Origin of the sequence: Salipiger aestuarii, assembly GCF_003259905.1 — a bacterium.
GTDB classification, from domain to species: Bacteria; Pseudomonadota; Alphaproteobacteria; order Rhodobacterales; family Rhodobacteraceae; genus Salipiger; species Salipiger aestuarii.
Genome location: NZ_QLMG01000024.1, coordinates 25,459 through 45,811, shown reverse-complemented (window position 1 = coordinate 45,811; position 20,353 = coordinate 25,459). Strand labels below are relative to the sequence as shown.

Genomic DNA, 20,353 nt, shown 5'->3' with positions numbered 1-20,353 from the left:
CGGCGATGCCATCGCGATGGTGGGGGCTATTGCCACGCTGGCTCAAGGCGGCAGCGCAGGCCGAGGCGATCATCGACGCCTCTACCATCGACCCGGATCCGATAGAGGGTTGCTGCGATACGGCGCGCCAGGGCGACCATGGCGCGCTTGCGGCCCAGGCGTTGCGCAAGTTGGGCCCCCCTGTTTTCAGCCATGTCGATGACCGCGGTTCATTACGACCGAAGCTGCCTGGCACAGCGCCCCTCCTTGGGTGGGCGTCGCCGGTCCTGGTGATGCCGCCAGAGACATCGCGTTCACCGCACTGGTTGCGTACGGGCATCAGTCCGACCCAAGGGCCACGCCCCTTCGAGGAGAGGAAACGAGCAGGTCATCCACGGTCGAACGGCAGGTCAGCGCACGACCGCACCGGACCCCGGCGCAGACTGGATCGCCCCGGGCGAGCTCGGGCACCTGCTTTTCCAGGACAGCGACCTGCTGGCGAAGCGCGGCCTTGGCGAAGGGAGTCGCCGGTTCGTTGCACTGGCCCTGTAGCGGCCTACGGCGTGGTGTCGCCATCCGCCAGTTTCCAGTTCTCGGATGCGACTCTCGAACCTGCCCCGAGAGATAGGCCAGACCGCGTTTCTGTTCATTCCGATGCGCTGAGCCGAAAGCCTGGCAATCGACGTCGGCGTGTAGCATTTTGCTGTCGGAAAACCGCACGTCCGCCTGTCCGTCTCTGCGGGGTCCGCCCGCCTGGGCGCGACGATGACGGACGTGTCCGACACGGCCCGCCGTGAGGGAATTGATATGGCGGGCCATTGATTTCCGATGTTGCAAGAGGGGGCGCTGCCCCCCGCCGCCTGATCGGCGACTCCCCCCGGAGTTTAAGGGCAAGATGAAGCCTGGGGCGGCCGGTCTTCGTCTTGCCAGATAAACTCCTGCCGGAGACAGGCGGGGCGCTGTGGCCGGCGCGGCTGTGGGGTGGTGCGGAACCCGGGGCGCGGGCGCGCGTTGAAGAGGCAGGCCGCTACGAGGACCCTCGCCATGGACGATCACCCCCATCATGCTACCGATCAGGACCCGGACACTCCGTTCGACGATGCGCCTTCGGGCGGCTGGGGATCGCTTGCGGGCATCGCGCACGTCACCGGCGCGGCGCGGCCATCGGCGGTGGCGATCAGGATTCTGGGCGAGATGAACAAGCCCGGCGGTGTGATGTGTTCGTCCTGCGCCTGGGCCAAGCCCGCCGAGCCCGCCGCGTTCGAGTTTTGCGAAAACGGCGCCAAGGCGACGCTGTGGGAACTGGACCGGCGCCGCGCGGGGGCCGATTTCTTTGCGCGGCACACAGTCGGCGCGCTGCGGGGGTGGCACGATCACGATCTGGAAAGCGCTGGTCGGCTGAGCGAACCCTTGCGCTACGATCCGGAGCAGGATCGCTATATGCCGGTCGCCTGGGACGCGGCCTTTGCCGAAATCGGCGCCGAGTTGCGCGCGATGGTCCCCGAACAGGCGGTGTTTTACGCCTCGGGTCATGCCGGGCTGGAGGCTTCCTATCTTTACGCGCTGTTCGCCCGCGCCATGGGGCACCAGAACCTGCCGCAAAGTTCGAACATGTGCCACGAAACGACCAGCGTGAACCTTCTGTCGTTCATTGGCACTGCGGTCGGGACCTGCACTCTGGAGGATTTCGACCATTGCGACACGATTTTCTTTTTCGGGCAGAACACCGGTTCCAATTCGCCGCGCTTCCTGCACACGCTCAAGGCGGCGGTGGATCGCGGCTGCCGGGTCGTGACCTTCAACCCGGTGCGCGAGCGCGGGTTGATCGAATTTGCCGACCCACAAAGCCCGGCGCAGATGACGGTGGGCAAACCCACCCGGATTTCGGAGCATTACTACCAGGTGAAGCCCGGCGGCGACATCGCGGTGATGGCGGGGCTGATAAAGGGGGTGCTCGCCGCCGAGGACGCCGCCCCCGGCACGGTTCTGGACCACGACTTCATCGCTGGCCACACCGAGGGTTTCGACGAGATGGCGGCGGCCGTACGCGCCGTGACCTGGCATGAGATCGAGGCTGAATCCGGCCTGACCCGCGCCATGATCGACGAAGCGACCGGGGTCTATCTGTCGGCCGGGCGTGCCATCGGCATCTATGGCATGGGCCTGACCCAGCATGTACATGGCTGGCTGAACCTCGGGATGCTGGTCAACCTGTTGATGACCCGCGGCAATATCGGCAAGCCGGGGGCGGGTATTTCTCCGGTGCGCGGGCATTCCAACGTGCAGGGCCAGCGCACTGTCGGTGTGGGCGAGAAATCCGCCCATATGCCACCGGACAAGCTGCGCGCGTTATTCGGCATCGACGCCGCCACTCGTGAAGGGCGCAATGCGGTCCAGGCCTGCGAGGGCATTCTGGACGGAACCGTCCGCGCGATGGTGTCGCTGGGCGGCAACCTCGTGCGTGCGCTTCCCGATCGCGAACGGATGGAATCCGCCTGGCCGAAGCTGCGCCTGACAGTGCATGTCGCGACCAAACTCAACCGCTCGCACCTGGTGCCGGGCGCGGTCAGCTACATCCTGCCCTGCCTCGGGCGCACCGATCGCGACGTTCAGGCGGGCGGCCCGCAGGCGGTGTCGATGGAGGACACGTTCAGCCACATCTACGGCTCGCTCGGACACGCAGAGCCGCCCTCGGATCGGGTCAGATCCGAACTGGCCATCGTGGCAGGCATGGCCGAGGCGACGTTGCCCGCCAATCCGGCGCTGCGCTGGCGCGACTGGACGGCAAATTACGATCTGGTGCGCGATCTGATCGAACAGACCTATCCCGACGATTTCGCCGATTTCAATCAAAGACTGATGCAGCCGGGCGGCTTTTATCGTGGCAATCCCGCGCGTGATCGCATCTGGAAGACCGATAGCGGCAGGGCGCGGTTCACCACGCCGAGCACGATGTCGGCTCTGGGGCAGGCCCCCGGCACCACCGGAATGACGCTCATCACCCTGCGGTCCAACGACCAGTTCAACACCACCATCTACGGCTTTTCCGATCGTCTGCGAGGGCTGAAGGGCGGGCGCATGGTGGTGCTGGTCAACCGGGGCGAAATGCAGCGGCTCGGGCTGAGCGAAGGCCAGGTCGTCGCGCTGGAAACCTTGGTCGATGACGGTGTCGCGCGCCGTGTCGATGGGCTGACAGTCACCCCATACGACCTGCCCGATGGCTGCATCGCAGGGTACTATCCAGAGCTTAACCCATTGGTGCCGTTGGGTTATCACGAAAAGAACTCGGCCACGCCAGCTTACAAGGGCACCCCCGTGCGCATCGTTGCATGACCGCCTTCCCTCCGGTGCGGCCAGGCGCTATTTTGCGCGGGGGCGACATGCGCCCCGGCGGAGGCATCTTGCGTATCTTCTGGATCATTTTCGGGTCAATCGCGCTGGGGTTGGGCGTGCTTGGCATCGCGCTGCCGGTGCTGCCCACGACGCCCTTCGTCCTGTTGGCTGCGTTCTGTTACGCCCGCGGGTCGGACCGCATGCATGCCTGGCTGTTGCGCAACCGCGTGTTTGGCCCGATGATTGCCGACTGGCAGGCTGAGGGAGCGGTTTCCGCCCGCGCCCGCACGCTTGCGGTGGGCAGCATGGCCGGAGTTTTTGCCATCAGTCTTGCCATGGGGCTGCCGTGGCAGGCGCTGCTGTTTCAGGGCATCGCCATGGGCGGCGCCGCGTCCTATGTGCTGACCCGCCCGCTGCCCGCGCGCGACGGCTAAGGCGCCGCGGCGGTTTCCTGTCGCGAACATATCCGGGAGGGCGCAGCCCCCTTATTCCGCCGGTTTCGTCGCGGCCCTGCCGGGCGCCGCGCGATGCATATAATCCGCCTCGGCGGCCTGTTCGCGGTCTGGCATCAGCACGTCGCGGATTCTCAGCCCCCGGCCACGCGACTGCATGGTGGCGTCACTCCCCCGGCACGGGATCGCAAGAGCGATGTCGTCCAGCGTCGCGGCAGGTCTGGTGCGGACCATTTGGTTTCCGCCTTCGAAAGGCGGGGCGGGGTCGTCTTCGGTGTCTGGAACACTGCCAGCGGAGTGGGCTGGGCCTGTCCCATATCGTGAAAACGGCCAGGTCCCTGGTCGCGCTCAGGGGTGCGGGCCTTCGGCCGCGCGGGCCAGCTCTTGCGAAAACTGGCGGCGCAGCCTGCGGCGCACCCCGGCCGAGCGGTTGCGCTTGGCCTCCGTCTCGGTCAGGATCCTGAGCGTGGGCACCTCGGCGGGCTTGCCGTCGTCATCGACGGCGACCATGGTGAAATAGCACGAATTGGTGTGGCGGCGGGTGCCCTTGCGGATGTCTTCCGCTTCGACCCGGATGCCGACTTCCATCGAGGTGCGGCCCGCGTGGTTCACGCTGGCGCGAAAGGTCACCAGTTCGCCCACGTTGATGGGCTGCTTGAAGGTCACCTGATCCACCGACAACGTCACCGCATAGCGTCCGGAAAACCGCGAGGCGCAGCTGAACGCCACCCGGTCGAGCAGGTTCAGCAGCGCACCGCCGTGCACCTTGCCGCTGAAATTGGCCATGTCCGGCGTCATGAGAACGGTCATCTCTAGCTGGCGGGGGTCCATGCGGGGCTCCTGGCTTGGGGTCATTCCTTGCGATAGGCCGCACCCCCCTGACGGGCAAGCTGAAAAGCCCGGCGCCTGCGTCATCCGTCGGCAAGGACAACGCCCTTGCCGACGCACTTCGCGGTGCCGGATCCGGCGTTGATCCTGTTCAGGGATGCCGGGGCCATGGCCGGTGACGTCGACGCACGCCAGCCGCCGGTTCCGCGCGCGCCTTGGTCGACGGCAAGGGGCGGCGCCCTGCCGCCCCCGGCTGCACCGTCTCTGGCAGCACATGCCGCACGGACCGCCCCCGGTGATCCGGGTGTCTGTCCGCCTTTGGCCCAGCGTCTTCAGCGCCGATGTCCCGCCTGTTTTTTCGCGCATTTCCCCGTCGATTGTCCCGCGCGCGGAGTGCGTCAGGGCACCCCCTCTGGCATCGGCTGACCGTTTCCCCGCTTCGCTTCGGCATCCCCTTCGCAGGAAGAGAGATGCCTTGCCATCAGACGCCGTATCCAGTCCGGGGGCCGCACATAGGCCACCCAGGGCGCCCCCCTTGGAAAAGCGTGCCGGTGGTCATTGCGGGCGGGGCCAACAGCGTGGCATTCCAGCCCTTCGATGTGGTCATGCCGCTGGTCTGCGCTATCAGCGTCATCGCGGCGATGCTGGCGGTGAACTGGCTGGCACCGCACCCGGTGCAACGCCGTGCCCGCCGCCGGACACAGACCTGACGCGGACCTGACGCCGGCGGTGACCGGCCCTGGCGATTCCCAGCGGCCAAAGCGCGGGCTGGACCTTGGCATGTCGCAGGCATGTCGGACACGCCGCAGCTATTTCGTCGCGCTGCGCGACATCTGTGCCTGGAACCCGGTCACCCGCGCGTTCGAACCGATCCGTGCTGCGCTGCAACTGGAACGGGCGCGCCGGGCGCCGGTCTGGGTGGGCCCGAGCTTGGCGGTGTCGTTCGGGCGGGTCGGCGCAAACACCTGCAATAGGGGCTTTCTGCCCTGTGGCAGGGATGGTAAGCCCATGCGCGCAGACATTCCGCCGCCCAACGGCATCTCCCCCACTACATCCGGAGGATCGAAGTGAACATGGCAGACCAGAACACGCCCGACATTGTGTATACCAAGGTAGACGAAGCGCCCGAGCTGGCCTCGGCCTCGCTGCTGCCGATCATCCAGAGCTTTGCAAAGGCCGCCGGCGTGTCGGTGGGCACCCGTGACATTTCTCTCGCCGGGCGCATCATCGCCACCTTCCCCGAGGTGCTGAGCGACGCGCAAAAGCAATCCGACGATCTGGCGTGGTTGGGCGAATGGGTGAAAAAACCCGAGGCCAACGTCATCAAGCTGCCCAACATCTCGGCATCCGAACCCCAGCTGGTGGCGGCGGTCAAAGAGTTGCAGGAACAGGGCTATGCGCTGCCCGATTACCCCTATGCGCCCGCGACAGACGCCGAAAAAGCCGCCCGTGCCAAATACGATACGCTGAAGGGGTCCGCCGTGAACCCGGTGCTGCGCGAAGGCAACTCTGATCGCCGCGCCGCCGCCGCGGTGAAAAGCTATGCCCAGTCCAACCCGCACCGCATGGGCGAATGGGGTGCCGACAGCAAGACCCGCGTTGCGTCGATGTCGGGCGGCGATTTCTTTTCCAACGAAGTCTCGGCCACGCTGGCGAAATCCGCAACCGCCAGAATCGTGCTGGAAACCGCCGATGGCGAAACCGTGCTGAAAGAAGGCGTCGCCTATCCCGAGGGCACCGTTGTGGACGCGACCTTCATGTCGGTCGCCGCGCTGGACAGCTTCCTTGCGGATGAGATCGAAAAGACCAAGGCCGAGGGCACGCTGTTCTCACTGCACATGAAAGCCACAATGATGAAGGTCTCGGACCCGATCATCTTTGGCCACGCGGTCAAGGTGTGGCTGGCCCCGGTATTCGAGAAATTCGGCGACAAGCTGGCCGAGCTTGGCGTGAACCCCAACGGCGGCCTTGGCGCGCTGCTGGACCGCGTGTCGGGCGAACCCGAGATCCTGAAGGCCATCGAAGAGGTGCGCGCCGAACGCCCGCCGATGTACATGGTGAATTCCGACAAGGGCATCACCAACCTGCATGTGCCCTCGGACGTCATCATCGACGCGTCCATGCCCGCGCTGATCCGCGCCGGCGGCAAGGGCTGGGGCCCGGACAACAAGGAACACGACACCAACTGCGTGATCCCCGACAACAGCTATGCGCCGGTCTATGACGCGGCCATCGAATTTTTCAAGGCCAACGGCAAGCTGAACCCCGCCACCGCCGGTACCGTTCAGAACATCGGCCTGATGGCGCAAAAGGCCGAGGAATACGGCAGCCACCCCACCACGTTCGAACTGCCCGCCGCGGGCACGGTCAAGATGATCCTGGACGATGGCACCGTGCTGCATTCGCACAGCGTCGAAGCGGGCGACATCTGGCGCTCGGCCTCGGCCCGCAAGGCCCCGATCGAAGACTGGGTGAACCTGGCCATCGACCGTCAGAAGGCGACCGGCTATCGCGCGATCTTTTGGCTGGACGCAAACCGCGCCCATGACGCCGAGCTCATCGTCTACGTCAAGGCGATCCTCGACGCGCGCGGCGTTGCCGACAAGTTTGAGATCATGGCCCCCCGCGAAGCCACCGTGGCAAGTCTTGAAACCATCACCAAGGGCGAAAACACCATCGCCATCACCGGCAACGTGCTGCGCGACTACCTGACCGACCTGTTCCCCATTCTGGAACTGGCGACCAGCGCCAAGATGCTGTCCATCGTCAAGCTGATGAACGGCGGCGGGCTGTTTGAAACCGGCGCGGGCGGGTCCGCCCCCAAACATGTCCAGCAGCTGATGGAAGAAAACCACCTGCGCTGGGACTCGCTTGGCGAATTCTGCGCGCTGGGGGAAAGCTTCAAGTTCCTCGCGGACCAGACCGGCAACGAAAAGGCCCGCGTGCTGGGAGATGCGGTGGACAAGGCGACCCAGGGCATTCTGGACAACGACCGTTCGCCCTCGCGCAAGGTCGGTGAGCCGGACAACCGCGACAGTCACTACTGGTTCGCCCGCTACTGGGCCGAGGCGCTGACGACGCAGACCGCGGATACCGAGCTGTCGGCGCATTTCGCCTCCATCGCCAAGGCGCTGACCGAAGGCGAGGCGGCGATCCTGGCCGAACTGGCCGCCGCGCAGGGCAAGGCCGTCGATCTGGGCGGCTATTTCCACGGCGACGCGGACAAGACCGCCGCCGTGATGCGCCCCTCGGCCACGCTGAATGCGGTGTTCGGCTAAGACGCGGCCGCGCTCGACGCCAGAATTGCCCCCGTCCGGCACAGCGCCGGGCGGGGGCATGCGGGTTGCGCCCTTCATCGACATCCCCGAAGCGGTGGCCGGCATCGCCGTCGGGTCCCTGAACCGCGCGTCGTCTGCGCGGAAAGGCGCTTGCACCGCTTGCCGGTTCCCGTGCGCCGGGGCACAGTGGCGCGCAGATAAAACACCCGAAAACGAACAGGGGGTAGGGCAGGATGCACGTCGGAATGCACATGAACAGGCGCGCGGCGCTTTTGGGAGGCGGCACGCTGATGCTGCTGTCGGGATGCGCGGGCGGTGCCGCGTTGGCGCCCTCGGGTGGTGGGCGCGGGCTTGATCCCGACCTTCTGCCGCAGCCCAACCCCGGCTGGAGCGCCTGGGTCGCGAATTTCCGGGCGCGCGCGATGGGGCAGGGGATTTCGGCGGCGACGCTGGACGCGGGGTTCAGGGGCGCGGGCTATCTGCCCGGCGTGGTGACGCGCGACCGCAGCCAGACCGAATTTACCCGTTCGCTCGAAGATTATTTCGCCATCGCCGCCTCTGATACCAAGGTCGCGACCGGGCGGGCGATGCTGGCTCGCCATGGCGCCCTGCTGCGCGAGATCGAATCGCGCTACGGTGTGCCCGCGCAGGTGGTTACCGCGATCTGGGGTATGGAAAGCAACTACGGCGCGCGGCGCGGCGACATCCCGGTGGTGTCCGCGACCTCGACGCTGGCGTTCGACGGCCGGCGCGGCGCGTTCTTTGAAAAGCAGTTGATCGCGGCGCTGGGGATTATTCAGCGGGGCGATATTGCGGCGCCGCGCCTGACCGGCAGCTGGGCCGGGGCAATGGGCCACACCCAGTTTATCCCTACCACGTTCCAGGCTTATGCGGTGGATTTCCACGGCGACGGGCGCCGTGACATCTGGTCCGACGATCCGACCGACGGGCTGGCCTCGACCGCAAGCTACCTGTCGCAAAGCGGCTGGCGCAGGGGCGAGACATGGGGGTTGGAGGTGCGCCTGCCCGCCGGGTTCGCGCCGTCGCTCACGGGGCGCGGCAGCACGCGGTCCGACTGGGCGTCGCTGGGCGTCACTCCGGCCGGTGGCGACCGGCTGCCGGGCGGGGCGGGGTCGATCCTTGCGCCCTCGGGCATCGGCGGTCCGGCCTTTCTGGTGTTTCGCAATTTCGGCGCGATCCTGCGCTACAACAACGCCGAGAAATACGGGCTGGGCGTCGGGCATCTGTCGGACCGGATCGCCGGGGCAGGGCCGTTGCGCGGCACCTTCCCGCCGGATCGCTACGGCTTTACCAAGGACGAGCGGGTCGAGCTGCAAACGCTGCTGTCGCGAAAGGGCTATGACCTCGGGACGCCCGACGGTGTGTTCGGCAGCAAGACCGAAGCGGCGATTTCCGCCTATCAGTCCCGCGAAGGGCTGGGCGTCACCGCAGCGCCATCGCGCGCGCTGCTCGTCCGGTTGCGGCAAGGCTGACGGTCGGGCTGGGAAAATTTTTTAGCTAAAAAATTTGGCCCCCGGGCCGCTGTCAGGAACGGTTCTTACCGGCGCGCTTGATCAGCATGGCGCGCCGGGTCTTGCTGAGATGGTCGAAATACATCCTGCCGTTCAGGTGGTCGATCTGATGCTGAACGCTGGTCGCCCACAGCCCGACAAAGTCCCGCTCTGCGGTCTTGCCCGATTCGTCGAGAAACCGCACCGTCACGCCGCGCGGCCGTTCGATCGTGGCCCAGACGCCGGGCAGGTTGGGGCTGGCCTCGTCGTGGGAACGCAGCTTGACGCTGGCGTGCAGGATTTCCGGATTGGCCATGCGCACGGCCTGTCCCCGTTCCTCCGACGCATCGACCACCGCGAGCCGCAGCATCACGCCGATTTGCGGCGCCCCAAGGCCCACGCCGGGCATCGCCTCCATCGTGTCGATCATGTCGCGCCAGATGTCGCGGACGTCGTCGGTGATGGTCTCGACCGGGGCGGCGGGGGTGCGCAGGCGCTTGTCGGGCCAGGGGATGCAGCGCCGCGCGGTCACGCCAGGGCCCTGTAGTCGCTTTTCAGCGCCTCGGCGTCTTGCGGCGACAGGCGGTCGAAATGCACCCGGCCTTCGAGGTGGTCGTATTCATGTTGCGCGACGATGGCTTCGGCGCCGGTGAACAGACGCTCCTGCCGGGAGCCGGCGAGGTCGGTGAAGGCCATACGCACCCGGACCGGGCGGGCGACCTGCGCGGTGACGCCGGGGATCGACAGGCAGCCTTCGGGGCCTTTGGCCGTGTCTGGCGACATTTCGACAATCTCGGGGTCGATGCAGGCGAGCGGCGTCATCTCGCCGTCCTTCCAGCCCGCGTCCATCACGAAAACCCGGTCAAGCACGCCGATCTGCGGTGCCGCCAGGCCGCGCCCCGGCGCGTCATACATGGTTTCGAACAGATCGGTGACCAAGGCGTCGATCCGCGCCGGGTCTGCCGGCCCGCAGGGCTGCGACAGCCTGGGGTCGGGCCAAAGCAGGATGGGGCGAACGGTCATGCGCGCGCCCTGTCGCGCTTCAGCTTCACCATCTTGCGGGTGATCATCTGGCGCTTCAGCGGCTTGAGGTAGTCGATGAACAGCTTGCCGTCCAGGTGGTCGATTTCGTGCTGCACACAGGTCGCCCACAGCCCGTCGAATTCTTCGCGCTGCGCGTTCCCGTCCAGATCCATCCATTCGACCTCGACCAGCTTGGGGCGTTCGACATCGGCGTACTGGTCGGGGATCGACAGACAGCCTTCTTCATAGACGTTGCGTTCGTCCGAACTGGCGATGACCCGGGGGTTGACCATGACCAGCGGCCGGGCCTCTTCGCCATTGTCGGGCTTGGCGCAATCCAGCGCGATCATCCGCGACATCACGCCGACCTGGGGCGCCGCAAGGCCGATGCCGGGCGCGTCATACATGGTTTCCAGCATGTCCTCGGCAAGCGCGCGCAGCGCATCCGACATGTCGGGCACGGGGTCGCACAGCTTTTTCAGGCGCGGGTCCGGATGGATGAGGATCGGGCGTTTCATGCGGCTCCTCTAAGAGATTTCACCAAGGTGATGTAGGAAAAACCGGCTCGTTGCGCAAGCGGCAGGGCTTGCGTCCGCCGATCATAAGGGTACCGTTCGCCCGCGAACAAACCTTAGGATCTTTGCTCATGACCAGCCGTTTCGACGAAGTGATCGACCGCGTCGGCACCCATTGTGCCAAATGGGACAAGATGGAAGCGCTTTACGGGGTCTCGCCCGACGACGGGCTTGCGATGTGGGTTGCGGACATGGATTTCCGCCCGCCCGACTGCGTTCAGGTGGCGCTGCAGGGCATGGTCGATCATGGGGTCTATGGCTATTTCGGCGACGATTCGGATTATCTGGGTGCAATCCGCTGGTGGATGTCGCACCGACACGGCTGGGAGGTGTCGCCCGAATGGGTGTTCACCACGCACGGGCTTGTCAACGGAACGGCGATCTGCGTCGACACATGGACAGATCCGGGCGATGCTGTGGTACTGTTCACACCGGTTTATCACGCCTTTTCGCGGGTGATCAAAGCCGCCGGGCGCACGGTTCGCGAACTGCCCCTGGCATTGACAGACGGGCGCTACGAGATGGATTTCAGCGCCTATGACGCGCTGATGACCGGATCGGAAAAGCTGCTGATGCTGTGTTCGCCGCACAACCCCGGCGGGCGCGTCTGGACGCGGGACGAGTTGCAGCAACTGGCGGAATTTGCCCGCAAGCACGACCTTGTGCTGGTGTCGGATGAAATCCACCACGATCTGCTGATGCCGGGGCAGGTCCACACGCCAATGGCGCTGATCGACGGCGTAACGGATCGGCTGGTGATGATGACGGCCTCCACCAAGACCTTCAACATCGCCGGATCGCACACCGGCAACGTCATCATTCCGGATCCGAAACTGCGCGCGCAATTCGCCGCCAGGATGGCGGGGCTGGGTCTTTCGCCCAACAGCTTCGGGCTCGTCATGGCCACGGCGGCCTATTCGCCCGAAGGCGCGGCCTGGGTGGACGAACTGACCGTCTATCTTGACGGCAACCGCAAGGTTCTGGATGCCGCGATAAGCGCGATTCCGGGCGTAAGCGCAATGCCGCTTGAGGCAACCTACCTGTCCTGGGTGGATTTCGGCGGCACCGGCATGGACGAGGCCGAAATCTCCCGCCGGGTCCAGCAAGAGGCCCGCATCGCGCCGAACCAGGGCCGCACCTTCGGCACCGGCGGCGAAAGCTTTCTGCGCTTCAACATCGCCACCCCGCGCGCGCGGGTGATCGAGGCGGGCGAACGGCTTCAGGCGGCGTTTTCCGACCTTCAATAGCGCAAGGGCGAAAAGAACAAAGGGGGCGCTGCCCCCGCTGCTTTGCAGCCCCCCGGAGTTTAAGGGGCAAGATGAAGCCGGGGCGCGGCACCTTGGACTTCATCGTGCCAGGAAAACTCCCTCCGGAGGCAGGCCGGACAGCGCGGCCGGGCGCAAGGTCCGGGGGTGTCAGCTGCGTGGCGGGCGGCTTTTGTAGACCGGAAGCTGCCAGCCGAACGCCAGCGTTCCGGCACGCGCGACAAAGGTGATTATCGCCCCTATCAGCGCGCCGCGTCCGGGGAGCATGTCGGTGCCTTCGGCAAGCAACAGCGCTCCGGCGCCGATCAGCGCGCAGGTGGCGTAGGGTTCGCCCTGTTTCAGCAGAAGGGGGACTTCGTTGGCGACGACGTCGCGCATAAGCCCCCCAAGGCAGCCGGTCATCACCCCCATCACCAGCACGAGCGGCCAGCCGAGCCCGGCGCCATAGGCGATCCCGGCACCGGCGGGCACGGCAAAGCTGAGCGCAGCGGCGTCCAGCCAGAGAATCGCGCGCATCCGGCTTTCCAGCAGATGCGCGCCAAAGAACACCGTGACCGCCGCCGCACTGGCGACGGCAAGATAGGCGGGGTTGCCGATCCAGAGCACCTCGCGGTCAAGCAGAAGGTCGCGCATGGTGCCGCCGCCAAGAGCGGTGAGGCAGGCCATGAAACAGAACCCGACGATGTCCAGCTGCGCCCGGCTGGCCACCAGCGCCCCGGTCAGGGCAAAGACCAGCACTGACGCATAATCCAGCATGGCGAGCGGGGTCATGCGCGGGGCCGGATTTCAGCCCTTGCCGGGCTTGAAGGGGGCCATTCCGGCCCGCGCCAGTTCGTCGGCGCGTTCGTTTTCCGGGTGACCGGCATGCCCCTTGACCCATTTCCAGGTGACGTCGTGGCGGTGTTGCGCCGCGTCCAGGCGCTGCCACAGTTCGGCGTTCTTGACCGGCTTCTTGGCGGCGGTCTTCCAGCCGTTGCGCTTCCAGCCGTGAATCCAGCCGGTGACGCCGTTCTTCACATAGGCGCTGTCGGTGATGACCGTGATGCTCGATGGGCGGGTCAGCGATTCCAGCGCCGAAATCGCCGCCATCAGTTCCATTCGGTTGTTGGTGGTATCGGGCTCGCCGCCGGACAATTCGCGCTGCTTGGATACGGTCGCGCCGTCCATGGCGCGCAACAGCACGCCCCAACCCCCGGGGCCGGGATTTCCGGAGCAGGCTCCGTCGGTATATGCAAACAGGTCAGTCATGGGCGAGGACGCATATCCCTGTCGCGCCGCCGCCGTCAAGGCCCCGACCGCAGCGGGCACGCCGGGGTCGGCAAGGCCGGTGCCGACCAGAGGGCGGGGCGCGCCGGGGACAATGGTGCGGGCGGTGTCGGGCAGGGGCCTGGGGCCTCGGCGCATCAGTCACGCCATCACACCGAACAGCAGCAGGGCCACCACGCCGACGGTCATCGGCAGGCGCAGGTGCAGCCACCAGCCGGGGGCCAGGCCCCAGCGCCAGAACTGCCAGTCCAGTGCCAGCAACCCGAGGTAGCCGAAGATCAGGTTCATGCCTGCGGACACCGGCCCGCCGCCCGCCATGAAGAACGCCCATAGCGCCGGAATCACCGACAGCGCGTAGCACACCGCCGCCTGGTCGCGTGGCGCCTTGGTGGCAAACCCCCAGAGCACCCCGGACATGAAGGCAAGGATCACCGCGCCCCAGGACAGGTGCAGGTAGGGGCCGACAAAGCGACCGCCCAGCACCGAATAGCTGACCTCGTACGCGGGGTCGGACACCAGCGTCGCGACGCTCCAGCCAAGGGGGATCAGCCCGGCGATGGCCAGCAGCAGGGCAGAGCGCGGAACCTGGCCCATCAGGCGCGCAGTCCGCGGGTCATGCGGGTTCCCTCAGCACGCGGGGCACCTTGAACTCGACATTCTCGGTGGCGGTTTCGACGGTGCGCACATCCACGTCGTAGCGGTCGCAAAAGGCGTTGATGACCTCGTCGATCAGCACTTCGGGGGCCGAGGCACCGGCGGTCACGCCCACCGTCCTGATGCCCTCCAGCGCGCGCCAGTCGATGTCGCTGGCGCGCATGACAAGCTGGGCATAGGTGCAGCCGGCCTTGCGCGCGACCTCGACCAGGCGGCGCGAATTGGACGAGTTGGGCGCGCCCACCACCAGCAGCGCGTCGCAATCGGGCGCGATGACCTTGACCGCGTCCTGACGGTTGGTGGTGGCGTAGCAGATGTCTTCCTTGTGGGGGCCGACGATGGCGGGAAAGCGGGCGCGCAGCGCGGCGACGATGTCAACGGTATCATCCACCGACAGTGTGGTCTGGGTGACAAAGGCCAGACGTTCGGGATCGCGCACCTGCACCTGCGCCACGTCGGCGACGGTTTCCACCAGCAGCACCTCGCCATCGGGCAGCTGGCCCATGGTGCCGATGGTTTCGGGGTGGCCCGCATGGCCGATCATGATCATTTGCAGCCCGTTTTCATGGTGCCGGGCGGCTTCGATATGCACCTTGCTGACCAGCGGGCAGGTGGCATCGACATAGACCATCTTGCGCCGGGCGGCCTCGGCCGGGACGGCCTTGGGCACACCATGGGCGGAAAAGATCACGGGGCGATCGGGCGGACAGTCCGACAGCTCCTCGACAAAAACGGCGCCCTTGTCGCGCAGGCTGTCGACGACGAACTTGTTGTGCACGATCTCGTGGCGGACATAGACCGGCGCGCCCCATTTGTGCAGCGCGATCTCGACGATCTTGATGGCGCGGTCCACGCCGGCGCAGAAACCGCGCGGTGCGGCAAGGTAAAGGGTCAGCTTCTGAGCGGTCATCGGGGTCTCCTGTGCAGGTCCAGACCTAGGCGCAAATCGCGCCTGAATCCAGTGCGGCGTTGCAATTGCGCAGGGCGCGCGACGCGGTGCCCGCTCAGCTGCCGCCGGAGGCAAGCGCGGTGGCCCAGGCCAGCGCGACGTAGCGCCCGGTCTTGGCGAGCGTGACGAGGATCAGGAACACCAGCCAATGGGTGCGCATGACCCCCGCAACGACGGTAAAGGCATCCCCGAGGGGCGCCCAGCTGAACAGCAGCGTCCAGACTCCCCAGCGGGCATAAACACGCTTTGCCTTGTCCAGTTGCGCTTGCGTCACGGGAAACCAGCGCCTGTGGCGATAGTGCTCCAGCCAGATCCCCAGCAGATAATTCGCCACGGCGCCCAGCACGTTGCCCACGCTGGCGACCAGAACGATCAGCGGCAGTGGAGCCGCCTGCCCCAGCTGCATCCCGACAAAGACCACCTCGGACTGGAACGGCAGGATGGTCGCCGCGCCGAAGGCGGCAAGGAAAAGGCCGCCGAGAGCGGCGGCCTCAGACAGCATGGGCGCGGGGCCTCATCCCCATGAAGGCCACCGCCCTGCCATCGGTTCCATCAGCGTGTCGCGCTTGTGGCGACCTCGAAATTGCGCTCGGCCTGCTGTTCGCGGGGCGGGCGGCCGATGACGTCGCGCAGTTCATCGAGTTCGATGAAATTATCCGCCTGCCGCCGCAGTTCATCGGCGATCATCGGCGGCTGGCTGCGGATGGTCGATACGACCGACACCCGGACGCCCTGCCGCTGAAGCGATTCCACCAGCGGGCGGAAATCACCGTCCCCCGAGAACAGCACGATGTGATCGACGCGCGGTGCAAGTTCCATGGCATCGACCGCCAGTTCGATGTCCATGTTGCCCTTGACCTTGCGGCGGCCCTGGCTGTCGGTGTATTCCTTGGCCGGTTTGGTCACCATGGTGAAGCCGTTGTAGTGCAGCCAGTCGACCAGCGGGCGGATCGGCGAATACTCATCGTTTTCCAGAAGCGCCGTGTAGTAAAACGCGCGCACCATCTTTCCCCTGCGCAGGAATTCCTGTCGGAGCAGCTTGTAGTCGATGTCGAACCCAAGCGCCTTTCCGGCGGCATACAGGTTCGAGCCATCTATGAACAGCGCGAGCCGTTCGTCCTTGTAAAACATAAAATGTCCTTTCAGCAATTGGCCGCGCGGAATAAACCGTGAGTGTGAAAAGGGCCGCGAGGCCGATCCAAGAATATTATTGTTTTCGCCGGCGGCTTCAACCCGGCAGGCCTGATCAAAAGGATAGTTCACTGATGCCTGTCGGACAAGAAATCTTGATCGCCCTAGGCGCGAATACGCCTTTCGGTGGTGACGGCCCGGTTGAAACGCTGCGCAGCGCACTGGCCGGTTTGCAGGCGCGGGGGGTGTCGGTCCGCAAGGTCGGGAGGTTTTACAAGACTCCATGTTTTCCTAAAGATGCCGGGCCGGATTACGTCAACGCATGTGCCGCGCTGTGTTCGGATCTTGGCCCCGAATCCCTGCTTGAGATGCTGCATTCGGTCGAGGCGGATCATGGCCGAATTCGCGCCGTCAGATGGGCGGCGCGCAGCCTTGATCTCGATCTGCTCGCGGTGGGGCACGAAATTGTGCCGGATCTGCCGAGCTATGAAAAATGGCGCACCCTGCCCCTGGATGCGCAAACCGCCCGCGCCCCGGACCGGTTGATCTTGCCCCACCCAAGGCTGCACGAGCGGGCCTTTGTTCTGGTGCCGCTGATGGACGTGGCGCCGGACTGGCGCCACCCTGTCATCGGCCTGACCGTGCGTCAGATGCACGACGCGCTGCCTGCCGAAGCGCGCGGCGAAGTCAAGCCCGTTTGAGCGAATCGCGCTTGTCATCCCCCGGCATCCAAGTTAGGTGTCGCCTTTCTGACGGCTAACCGGATAGGTGATACGCACATGGCCCGCGTGACGGTAGAAGATTGCGTCGACAAGGTTCCCAACCGCTTCGAGCTGGTGATGCTCGCCGCGCATCGCGCGCGCGAAATCGCCGCTGGCAGCCCGATTACGGTGGACCGCGACAACGACAAGAACCCGGTCGTCTCGCTGCGCGAGATCGCCGAAGAAACCCAGTCGGCGGATGAGCTTCGCGAACGTCTGATCGAGTCGCACCAGACCCAGATCGAAATCGACGAACCCGAAGACGACAGCATGGCGCTTTTGATGGGTGCCGAGCAGGACAAGCCCGCCGAAGACGACATGTCCGAGGAAAAACTGCTGCGCGCGCTCATGGAGGCGCAAGGAGAGAGCTAAGGCTCGTTGTTGCGGGCCTGATTAAGGAAAGACGCCCATGATCGCGTCGGAAGACCTGGTTGCGCTGGTCCGCAACTACAATCCCAAGACGAATGAAACCCTGATCCGCGCGGCCTATGATTTCGGTCGCGCGATGCATGACGGGCAGATGCGCCATTCCGGCGAACCCTATTTCACCCATCCCGTTGCTGTTGCCGCCATCCTGACCGAGCAGCAGCTTGACGATGCGACGATCATCACCGCGTTGCTGCACGACACGATCGAAGACACGCGCGCGTCCTACAAGGACATCGCCGAGCGCTTCGGTTCGGATGTGGCCGAACTGGTGGACGGCGTCACCAAGCTGACCAATCTTCAGCTGTCCAGCTCGGAAACCAAGCAGGCCGAGAATTTCCGCAAGCTTTTCATGGCCATGTCCAAGGATCTGCGGGTCATCCTGGTCAAGCTGGCCGACCGTTTGCACAACATGCGCACGATCAAGGCGATGCGCCCCGAAAAGCAGGTGCAAAAAGCCCGTGAAACCATGGATATCTATGCGCCGCTTGCGGGCCGGATGGGCATGCAATGGATGCGCGAAGAGCTCGAAGACCTGGCGTTCCGGGTGCTCAATCCCGAGGGTCGCGCCAGCATCATCCGCCGGTTCATCAACCTGCAAAAGGAAACCGGCGATGTGATCCACCGCATCACCGGCGACATGCGCGATGAACTGGAAAAGGCCGATATCGACGCCGAGGTGTTCGGGCGCGCGAAAAAACCCTATTCGATCTGGCGCAAGATGCAGGACAAGGGGGTCGGGTTTTCCCGGCTGTCCGACATTTATGGCTTTCGCGTCATCACCCGCAGCGAAATGGATTGCTACCGGGCGCTTGGCGTCATCCACCAGCGTTGGCGCGCCGTGCCGGGGCGGTTCAAGGATTACGTCAGCCAGCCCAAATCCAACGGCTATCGCAGCATCCACACCACCGTGTCGGGCCGCGACGGCAAGCGGGTCGAGGTGCAGATCCGCACCCGCCAGATGCATGATGTGGCCGAAACCGGCGTCGCCGCCCACTGGTCGTACCGCGATGGCGAACGCAGCGAAAACCCCTTTGCCGTCGATCCGGCGCGCTGGATCGCCTCGCTGACCGAACAATTCGATTCAGAACAGGATCACGACGAATTTCTCGAAGCGGTCAAGCTAGAGATGTATTCCGACAAGGTGTTCTGCTTCACGCCCAAGGGCGACGTGGTCAAGCTGCCGCGCGGGGCGACGCCGCTGGATTACGCCTATGCGATCCACACGCGCATCGGGTCGGGCTGCGTCGGCGCCAAGGTTGACGGCATCCGCGTGCCGCTCTGGACCCGGCTGAAGAACGGCCAGTCGGTCGAGATCATCACCGCCGAAGGTCAGACGCCGCAGGCCACCTGGCTGGATATCGCCACCACCGGCAAGGCCCGCACCGCCATCCGCCGCGCCCTGCGCGAGGCGGGGCGTGAACGGTTCATGCGGTTGGGCGCGGAACTGGCGCGGTCGGCCTTTGAACATCTGGGCAAGAAAGCCACCGACAAGGTGCTGGAAAAGGCCGCCCGCACGCTGCGGATCGAAGATCGCCAAGAGCTTTTGGCGCGGCTTGGCAGCGCCGAGATCACAACGCGCGAGGTGGTGCACGCGGTCTATCCCGAACTGGACAACGCGCGCGGGGCCGAAGTCGATGCGCAGCGCGCCGTTGTCGGGCTGGAGCCGGGGCAGGGGTTCACCCGCGCGCGCTGCTGCCAGCCGCTGCCGGGCGAACGGATCATCGGCATCACGCAGCGTGGCAAGGGCGTGTATGTCCACGCCATCGACTGCGATTCGCTTGCCACCTGGGAGGATCAGCCGGATCGCTGGGTCGATCTGCGCTGGGAAGAAGGCGCCCACCCGGCGGCCTATGACGCGACGCTCGATTTGACCATCGGCAACGATGCGGGGGTGCTCGGGCGGGTCTGCTCGCTGATCGGTGAACGTCTGGCCAATATTTCCAACCTTGATTTCGTGGATCGCAAGCCCGATTTCTTCCGAATCCACATGGACGTTGAATTTCGCGATGTCGAACACCTGCATTCGGTGATTTCGGCGCTTGAGGCGGAAAGCGATGTGGCCTCGGTGTACCGGCGCAGGGATGCGGCGCTGGGTGCGGTGTCCAGCGCCGCCGAATAGGCTGGTCTCCGGGCGCCGGGGCGCTAGGGTCAGCGCAAAGGCGCTGCGGCGGACGACGTCGGGGGGCCTGGCACAGGCCGGCGGCCGGATCGCCGCCGAAACTTGAAGCGCAGGGCCGGCGCGGGCCACTGCAAAACGAACGGACGGGACGCGTGTTCAAACGCCGCGACAGACGGCCATTCCTGAGACTCGTGCTCGAGCTTTTCTGGCCCCGCGGCGGCTGGGCGCGGGCGGCGCGATACGTCCAGCATCGGCTGCACCGGCTGCCCGATTCCCCCGAAACCATTGCGCGGGGCGTGTTCGCCGGGGTGTTTACCACGTTCACGCCGTTTTATGGGCTGCATTTCGTCGTCGCGGGCACTCTGGCGTGGATCTTGCGCGGCAATATCATCGCGTCGCTGCTGGGCACGTTCTTTGGCAACCCTCTGACCTATGTGCCCATCGGCATCGCGTCACTGCGCACGGGGTATTGGTTGCTGGGCATCGACCGGCACGAGCCGCATCACAAATCCCTGGTCGCCAGCTTCTCCAGCGCGGGCACGGATCTGTGGACCAATGCCCTGGCCTGGATCAGGGACGATCCCACCGATTGGTCGGCCTTGATCGGCTTTTATCATTCGGTGTTCTATCCCTACATGATCGGGGGCATCCTGCCCGGCATCATCACCGCGCTGGTATGCTACTACCTGACGGTGCCGGTGATCCGCGCCTACCAGAAGCGGCGGCGCGGTGCGTTGAATGCCAAGCTGGCGGCGCTGAAAAAGAAAAAGGCGGAAGGCGGAGCGCGCTCTGACTGATTC

At 65.5% G+C, this 20,353-nt stretch carries 22 protein-coding genes; 11 read left to right on the top strand and 11 right to left on the bottom strand.

Going from position 1 to position 20,353, the window contains the following annotated elements:
* Window positions 1-1,023: 1,023 nt before the first annotated feature.
* Window positions 1,024-3,312, top strand: coding sequence for an FdhF/YdeP family oxidoreductase (locus ATI53_RS13340; protein WP_111550613.1), 2,289 nt, complete (start codon window positions 1,024-1,026; stop codon window positions 3,310-3,312).
* A 68-nt stretch (window positions 3,313-3,380) separates the two neighbouring features.
* Window positions 3,381-3,746, top strand: a complete 366-nt coding sequence (locus tag ATI53_RS13335) for a YbaN family protein (RefSeq protein WP_240778581.1) — start codon at window positions 3,381-3,383, stop codon at window positions 3,744-3,746.
* Window positions 3,747-3,797: 51 nt separating this feature from the next.
* On the opposite strand, the gene ATI53_RS13330 is transcribed toward ATI53_RS13335, so the two are convergent.
* Window positions 3,798-3,998, bottom strand: a complete 201-nt coding sequence (locus tag ATI53_RS13330) for a hypothetical protein (RefSeq protein ID WP_111550612.1) — start codon at window positions 3,996-3,998, stop codon at window positions 3,798-3,800.
* A gap of 114 nt (window positions 3,999-4,112) precedes the next feature.
* A complete protein-coding gene (locus ATI53_RS13325; protein WP_083840706.1) occupies window positions 4,113-4,595 on the bottom strand; it encodes an acyl-CoA thioesterase in 483 nt (160 codons plus the stop codon).
* 542 nt (window positions 4,596-5,137) lie between these two features.
* Between ATI53_RS13325 and ATI53_RS23300 the strand changes: the two genes are divergently transcribed.
* From ATI53_RS23300 to ATI53_RS13310, 4 genes are all read left to right on the top strand, one after another.
* A complete protein-coding gene (locus tag ATI53_RS23300; protein WP_170134576.1) occupies window positions 5,138-5,302 on the top strand; it encodes a hypothetical protein in 165 nt (54 codons plus the stop codon).
* 70 nt (window positions 5,303-5,372) lie between these two features.
* Window positions 5,373-5,663 (top strand): hypothetical protein, encoded by a 291-nt coding sequence (locus tag ATI53_RS13320; RefSeq protein ID WP_146609919.1) that lies wholly within the window; start codon window positions 5,373-5,375, stop codon window positions 5,661-5,663.
* A 2-nt stretch (window positions 5,664-5,665) separates the two neighbouring features.
* Window positions 5,666-7,870 carry an NADP-dependent isocitrate dehydrogenase gene (locus tag ATI53_RS13315; protein WP_111550610.1) on the top strand — a complete coding sequence of 735 codons (2,205 nt, stop codon included), beginning with the start codon at window positions 5,666-5,668 and terminating at the stop codon, window positions 7,868-7,870.
* A gap of 245 nt (window positions 7,871-8,115) precedes the next feature.
* Complete coding sequence (locus ATI53_RS13310) at window positions 8,116-9,363, top strand: lytic murein transglycosylase (protein WP_111550609.1); 1,248 nt, start codon at window positions 8,116-8,118, stop codon at window positions 9,361-9,363.
* Window positions 9,364-9,415: 52 nt separating this feature from the next.
* Here the strand turns inward: ATI53_RS13310 and def (ATI53_RS13305) are convergent, their stop codons facing one another.
* The 3 genes from def (ATI53_RS13305) to def (ATI53_RS13295) are packed head-to-tail and all read right to left on the bottom strand — an operon-like array spanning window position 9,416 to window position 10,922.
* A complete protein-coding gene (gene def, locus ATI53_RS13305) occupies window positions 9,416-9,913 on the bottom strand; it encodes a peptide deformylase (RefSeq protein ID WP_009506474.1) in 498 nt (165 codons plus the stop codon).
* The gene (def, locus tag ATI53_RS13300; RefSeq protein WP_111550608.1) at window positions 9,910-10,404 is read right to left on the bottom strand and encodes a peptide deformylase; all 495 of its coding nucleotides are present in this window, start codon (window positions 10,402-10,404) and stop codon (window positions 9,910-9,912) included. Before def (ATI53_RS13300) ends, def (ATI53_RS13305) begins: the two co-directional genes overlap by 4 nt.
* Window positions 10,401-10,922 carry a peptide deformylase gene (gene def / locus ATI53_RS13295; RefSeq protein WP_111550607.1) on the bottom strand — a complete coding sequence of 174 codons (522 nt, stop codon included), beginning with the start codon at window positions 10,920-10,922 and terminating at the stop codon, window positions 10,401-10,403. Before def (ATI53_RS13295) ends, def (ATI53_RS13300) begins: the two co-directional genes overlap by 4 nt.
* A 128-nt stretch (window positions 10,923-11,050) precedes the next feature.
* On the opposite strand from def (ATI53_RS13295), the gene ATI53_RS13290 reads away from it, so the two are divergent.
* Window positions 11,051-12,226: a MalY/PatB family protein gene (locus tag ATI53_RS13290; protein WP_111550606.1), complete on the top strand. Its 1,176-nt coding sequence runs from the start codon at window positions 11,051-11,053 to the stop codon at window positions 12,224-12,226.
* Between the two features lie 168 nt (window positions 12,227-12,394).
* Here the strand turns inward: ATI53_RS13290 and ATI53_RS13285 are convergent, their stop codons facing one another.
* The 6 genes from ATI53_RS13285 to ATI53_RS13260 form a co-directional block, all read right to left on the bottom strand.
* Window positions 12,395-13,015, bottom strand: coding sequence for a trimeric intracellular cation channel family protein (locus ATI53_RS13285; RefSeq protein ID WP_009506478.1), 621 nt, complete (start codon window positions 13,013-13,015; stop codon window positions 12,395-12,397).
* 15 nt (window positions 13,016-13,030) lie between these two features.
* Window positions 13,031-13,492 (bottom strand): ribonuclease HI, encoded by a 462-nt coding sequence (gene rnhA / locus ATI53_RS13280; RefSeq protein WP_009506479.1) that lies wholly within the window; start codon window positions 13,490-13,492, stop codon window positions 13,031-13,033.
* A gap of 159 nt (window positions 13,493-13,651) precedes the next feature.
* Entirely contained in the window at window positions 13,652-14,104 is a 453-nt protein-coding gene (locus ATI53_RS13275) for a DUF3429 domain-containing protein (RefSeq protein WP_009506480.1), read from the bottom strand.
* A gap of 19 nt (window positions 14,105-14,123) precedes the next feature.
* Entirely contained in the window at window positions 14,124-15,074 is a 951-nt protein-coding gene (gene ispH / locus ATI53_RS13270; protein ID WP_009506481.1) for a 4-hydroxy-3-methylbut-2-enyl diphosphate reductase, read from the bottom strand.
* Between the two features lie 94 nt (window positions 15,075-15,168).
* On the bottom strand, window positions 15,169-15,615 hold the full coding sequence (locus ATI53_RS13265) for a YqaA family protein (RefSeq protein WP_009506482.1): 447 nt from the start codon (window positions 15,613-15,615) through the stop codon (window positions 15,169-15,171).
* A gap of 50 nt (window positions 15,616-15,665) precedes the next feature.
* Window positions 15,666-16,244: a LabA-like NYN domain-containing protein gene (locus ATI53_RS13260; protein WP_009506483.1), complete on the bottom strand. Its 579-nt coding sequence runs from the start codon at window positions 16,242-16,244 to the stop codon at window positions 15,666-15,668.
* A gap of 134 nt (window positions 16,245-16,378) precedes the next feature.
* Between ATI53_RS13260 and folK the strand changes: the two genes are divergently transcribed.
* The 4 genes from folK to ATI53_RS13240 all read left to right on the top strand — a co-directional run bounded on the left by folK (window position 16,379) and on the right by ATI53_RS13240 (window position 20,350).
* A complete protein-coding gene (gene folK, locus ATI53_RS13255) occupies window positions 16,379-16,945 on the top strand; it encodes a 2-amino-4-hydroxy-6-hydroxymethyldihydropteridine diphosphokinase (RefSeq protein WP_111550605.1) in 567 nt (188 codons plus the stop codon).
* Window positions 16,946-17,023: 78 nt separating this feature from the next.
* Window positions 17,024-17,377, top strand: coding sequence for a DNA-directed RNA polymerase subunit omega (gene rpoZ, locus ATI53_RS13250; protein ID WP_009506485.1), 354 nt, complete (start codon window positions 17,024-17,026; stop codon window positions 17,375-17,377).
* Between the two features lie 37 nt (window positions 17,378-17,414).
* Entirely contained in the window at window positions 17,415-19,553 is a 2,139-nt protein-coding gene (locus ATI53_RS13245; RefSeq protein ID WP_111550604.1) for a RelA/SpoT family protein, read from the top strand.
* Window positions 19,554-19,705: 152 nt separating this feature from the next.
* Window positions 19,706-20,350 carry a DUF2062 domain-containing protein gene (locus tag ATI53_RS13240; RefSeq protein ID WP_009506487.1) on the top strand — a complete coding sequence of 215 codons (645 nt, stop codon included), beginning with the start codon at window positions 19,706-19,708 and terminating at the stop codon, window positions 20,348-20,350.
* The last annotated feature ends 3 nt before the right edge of the window (window positions 20,351-20,353 follow it).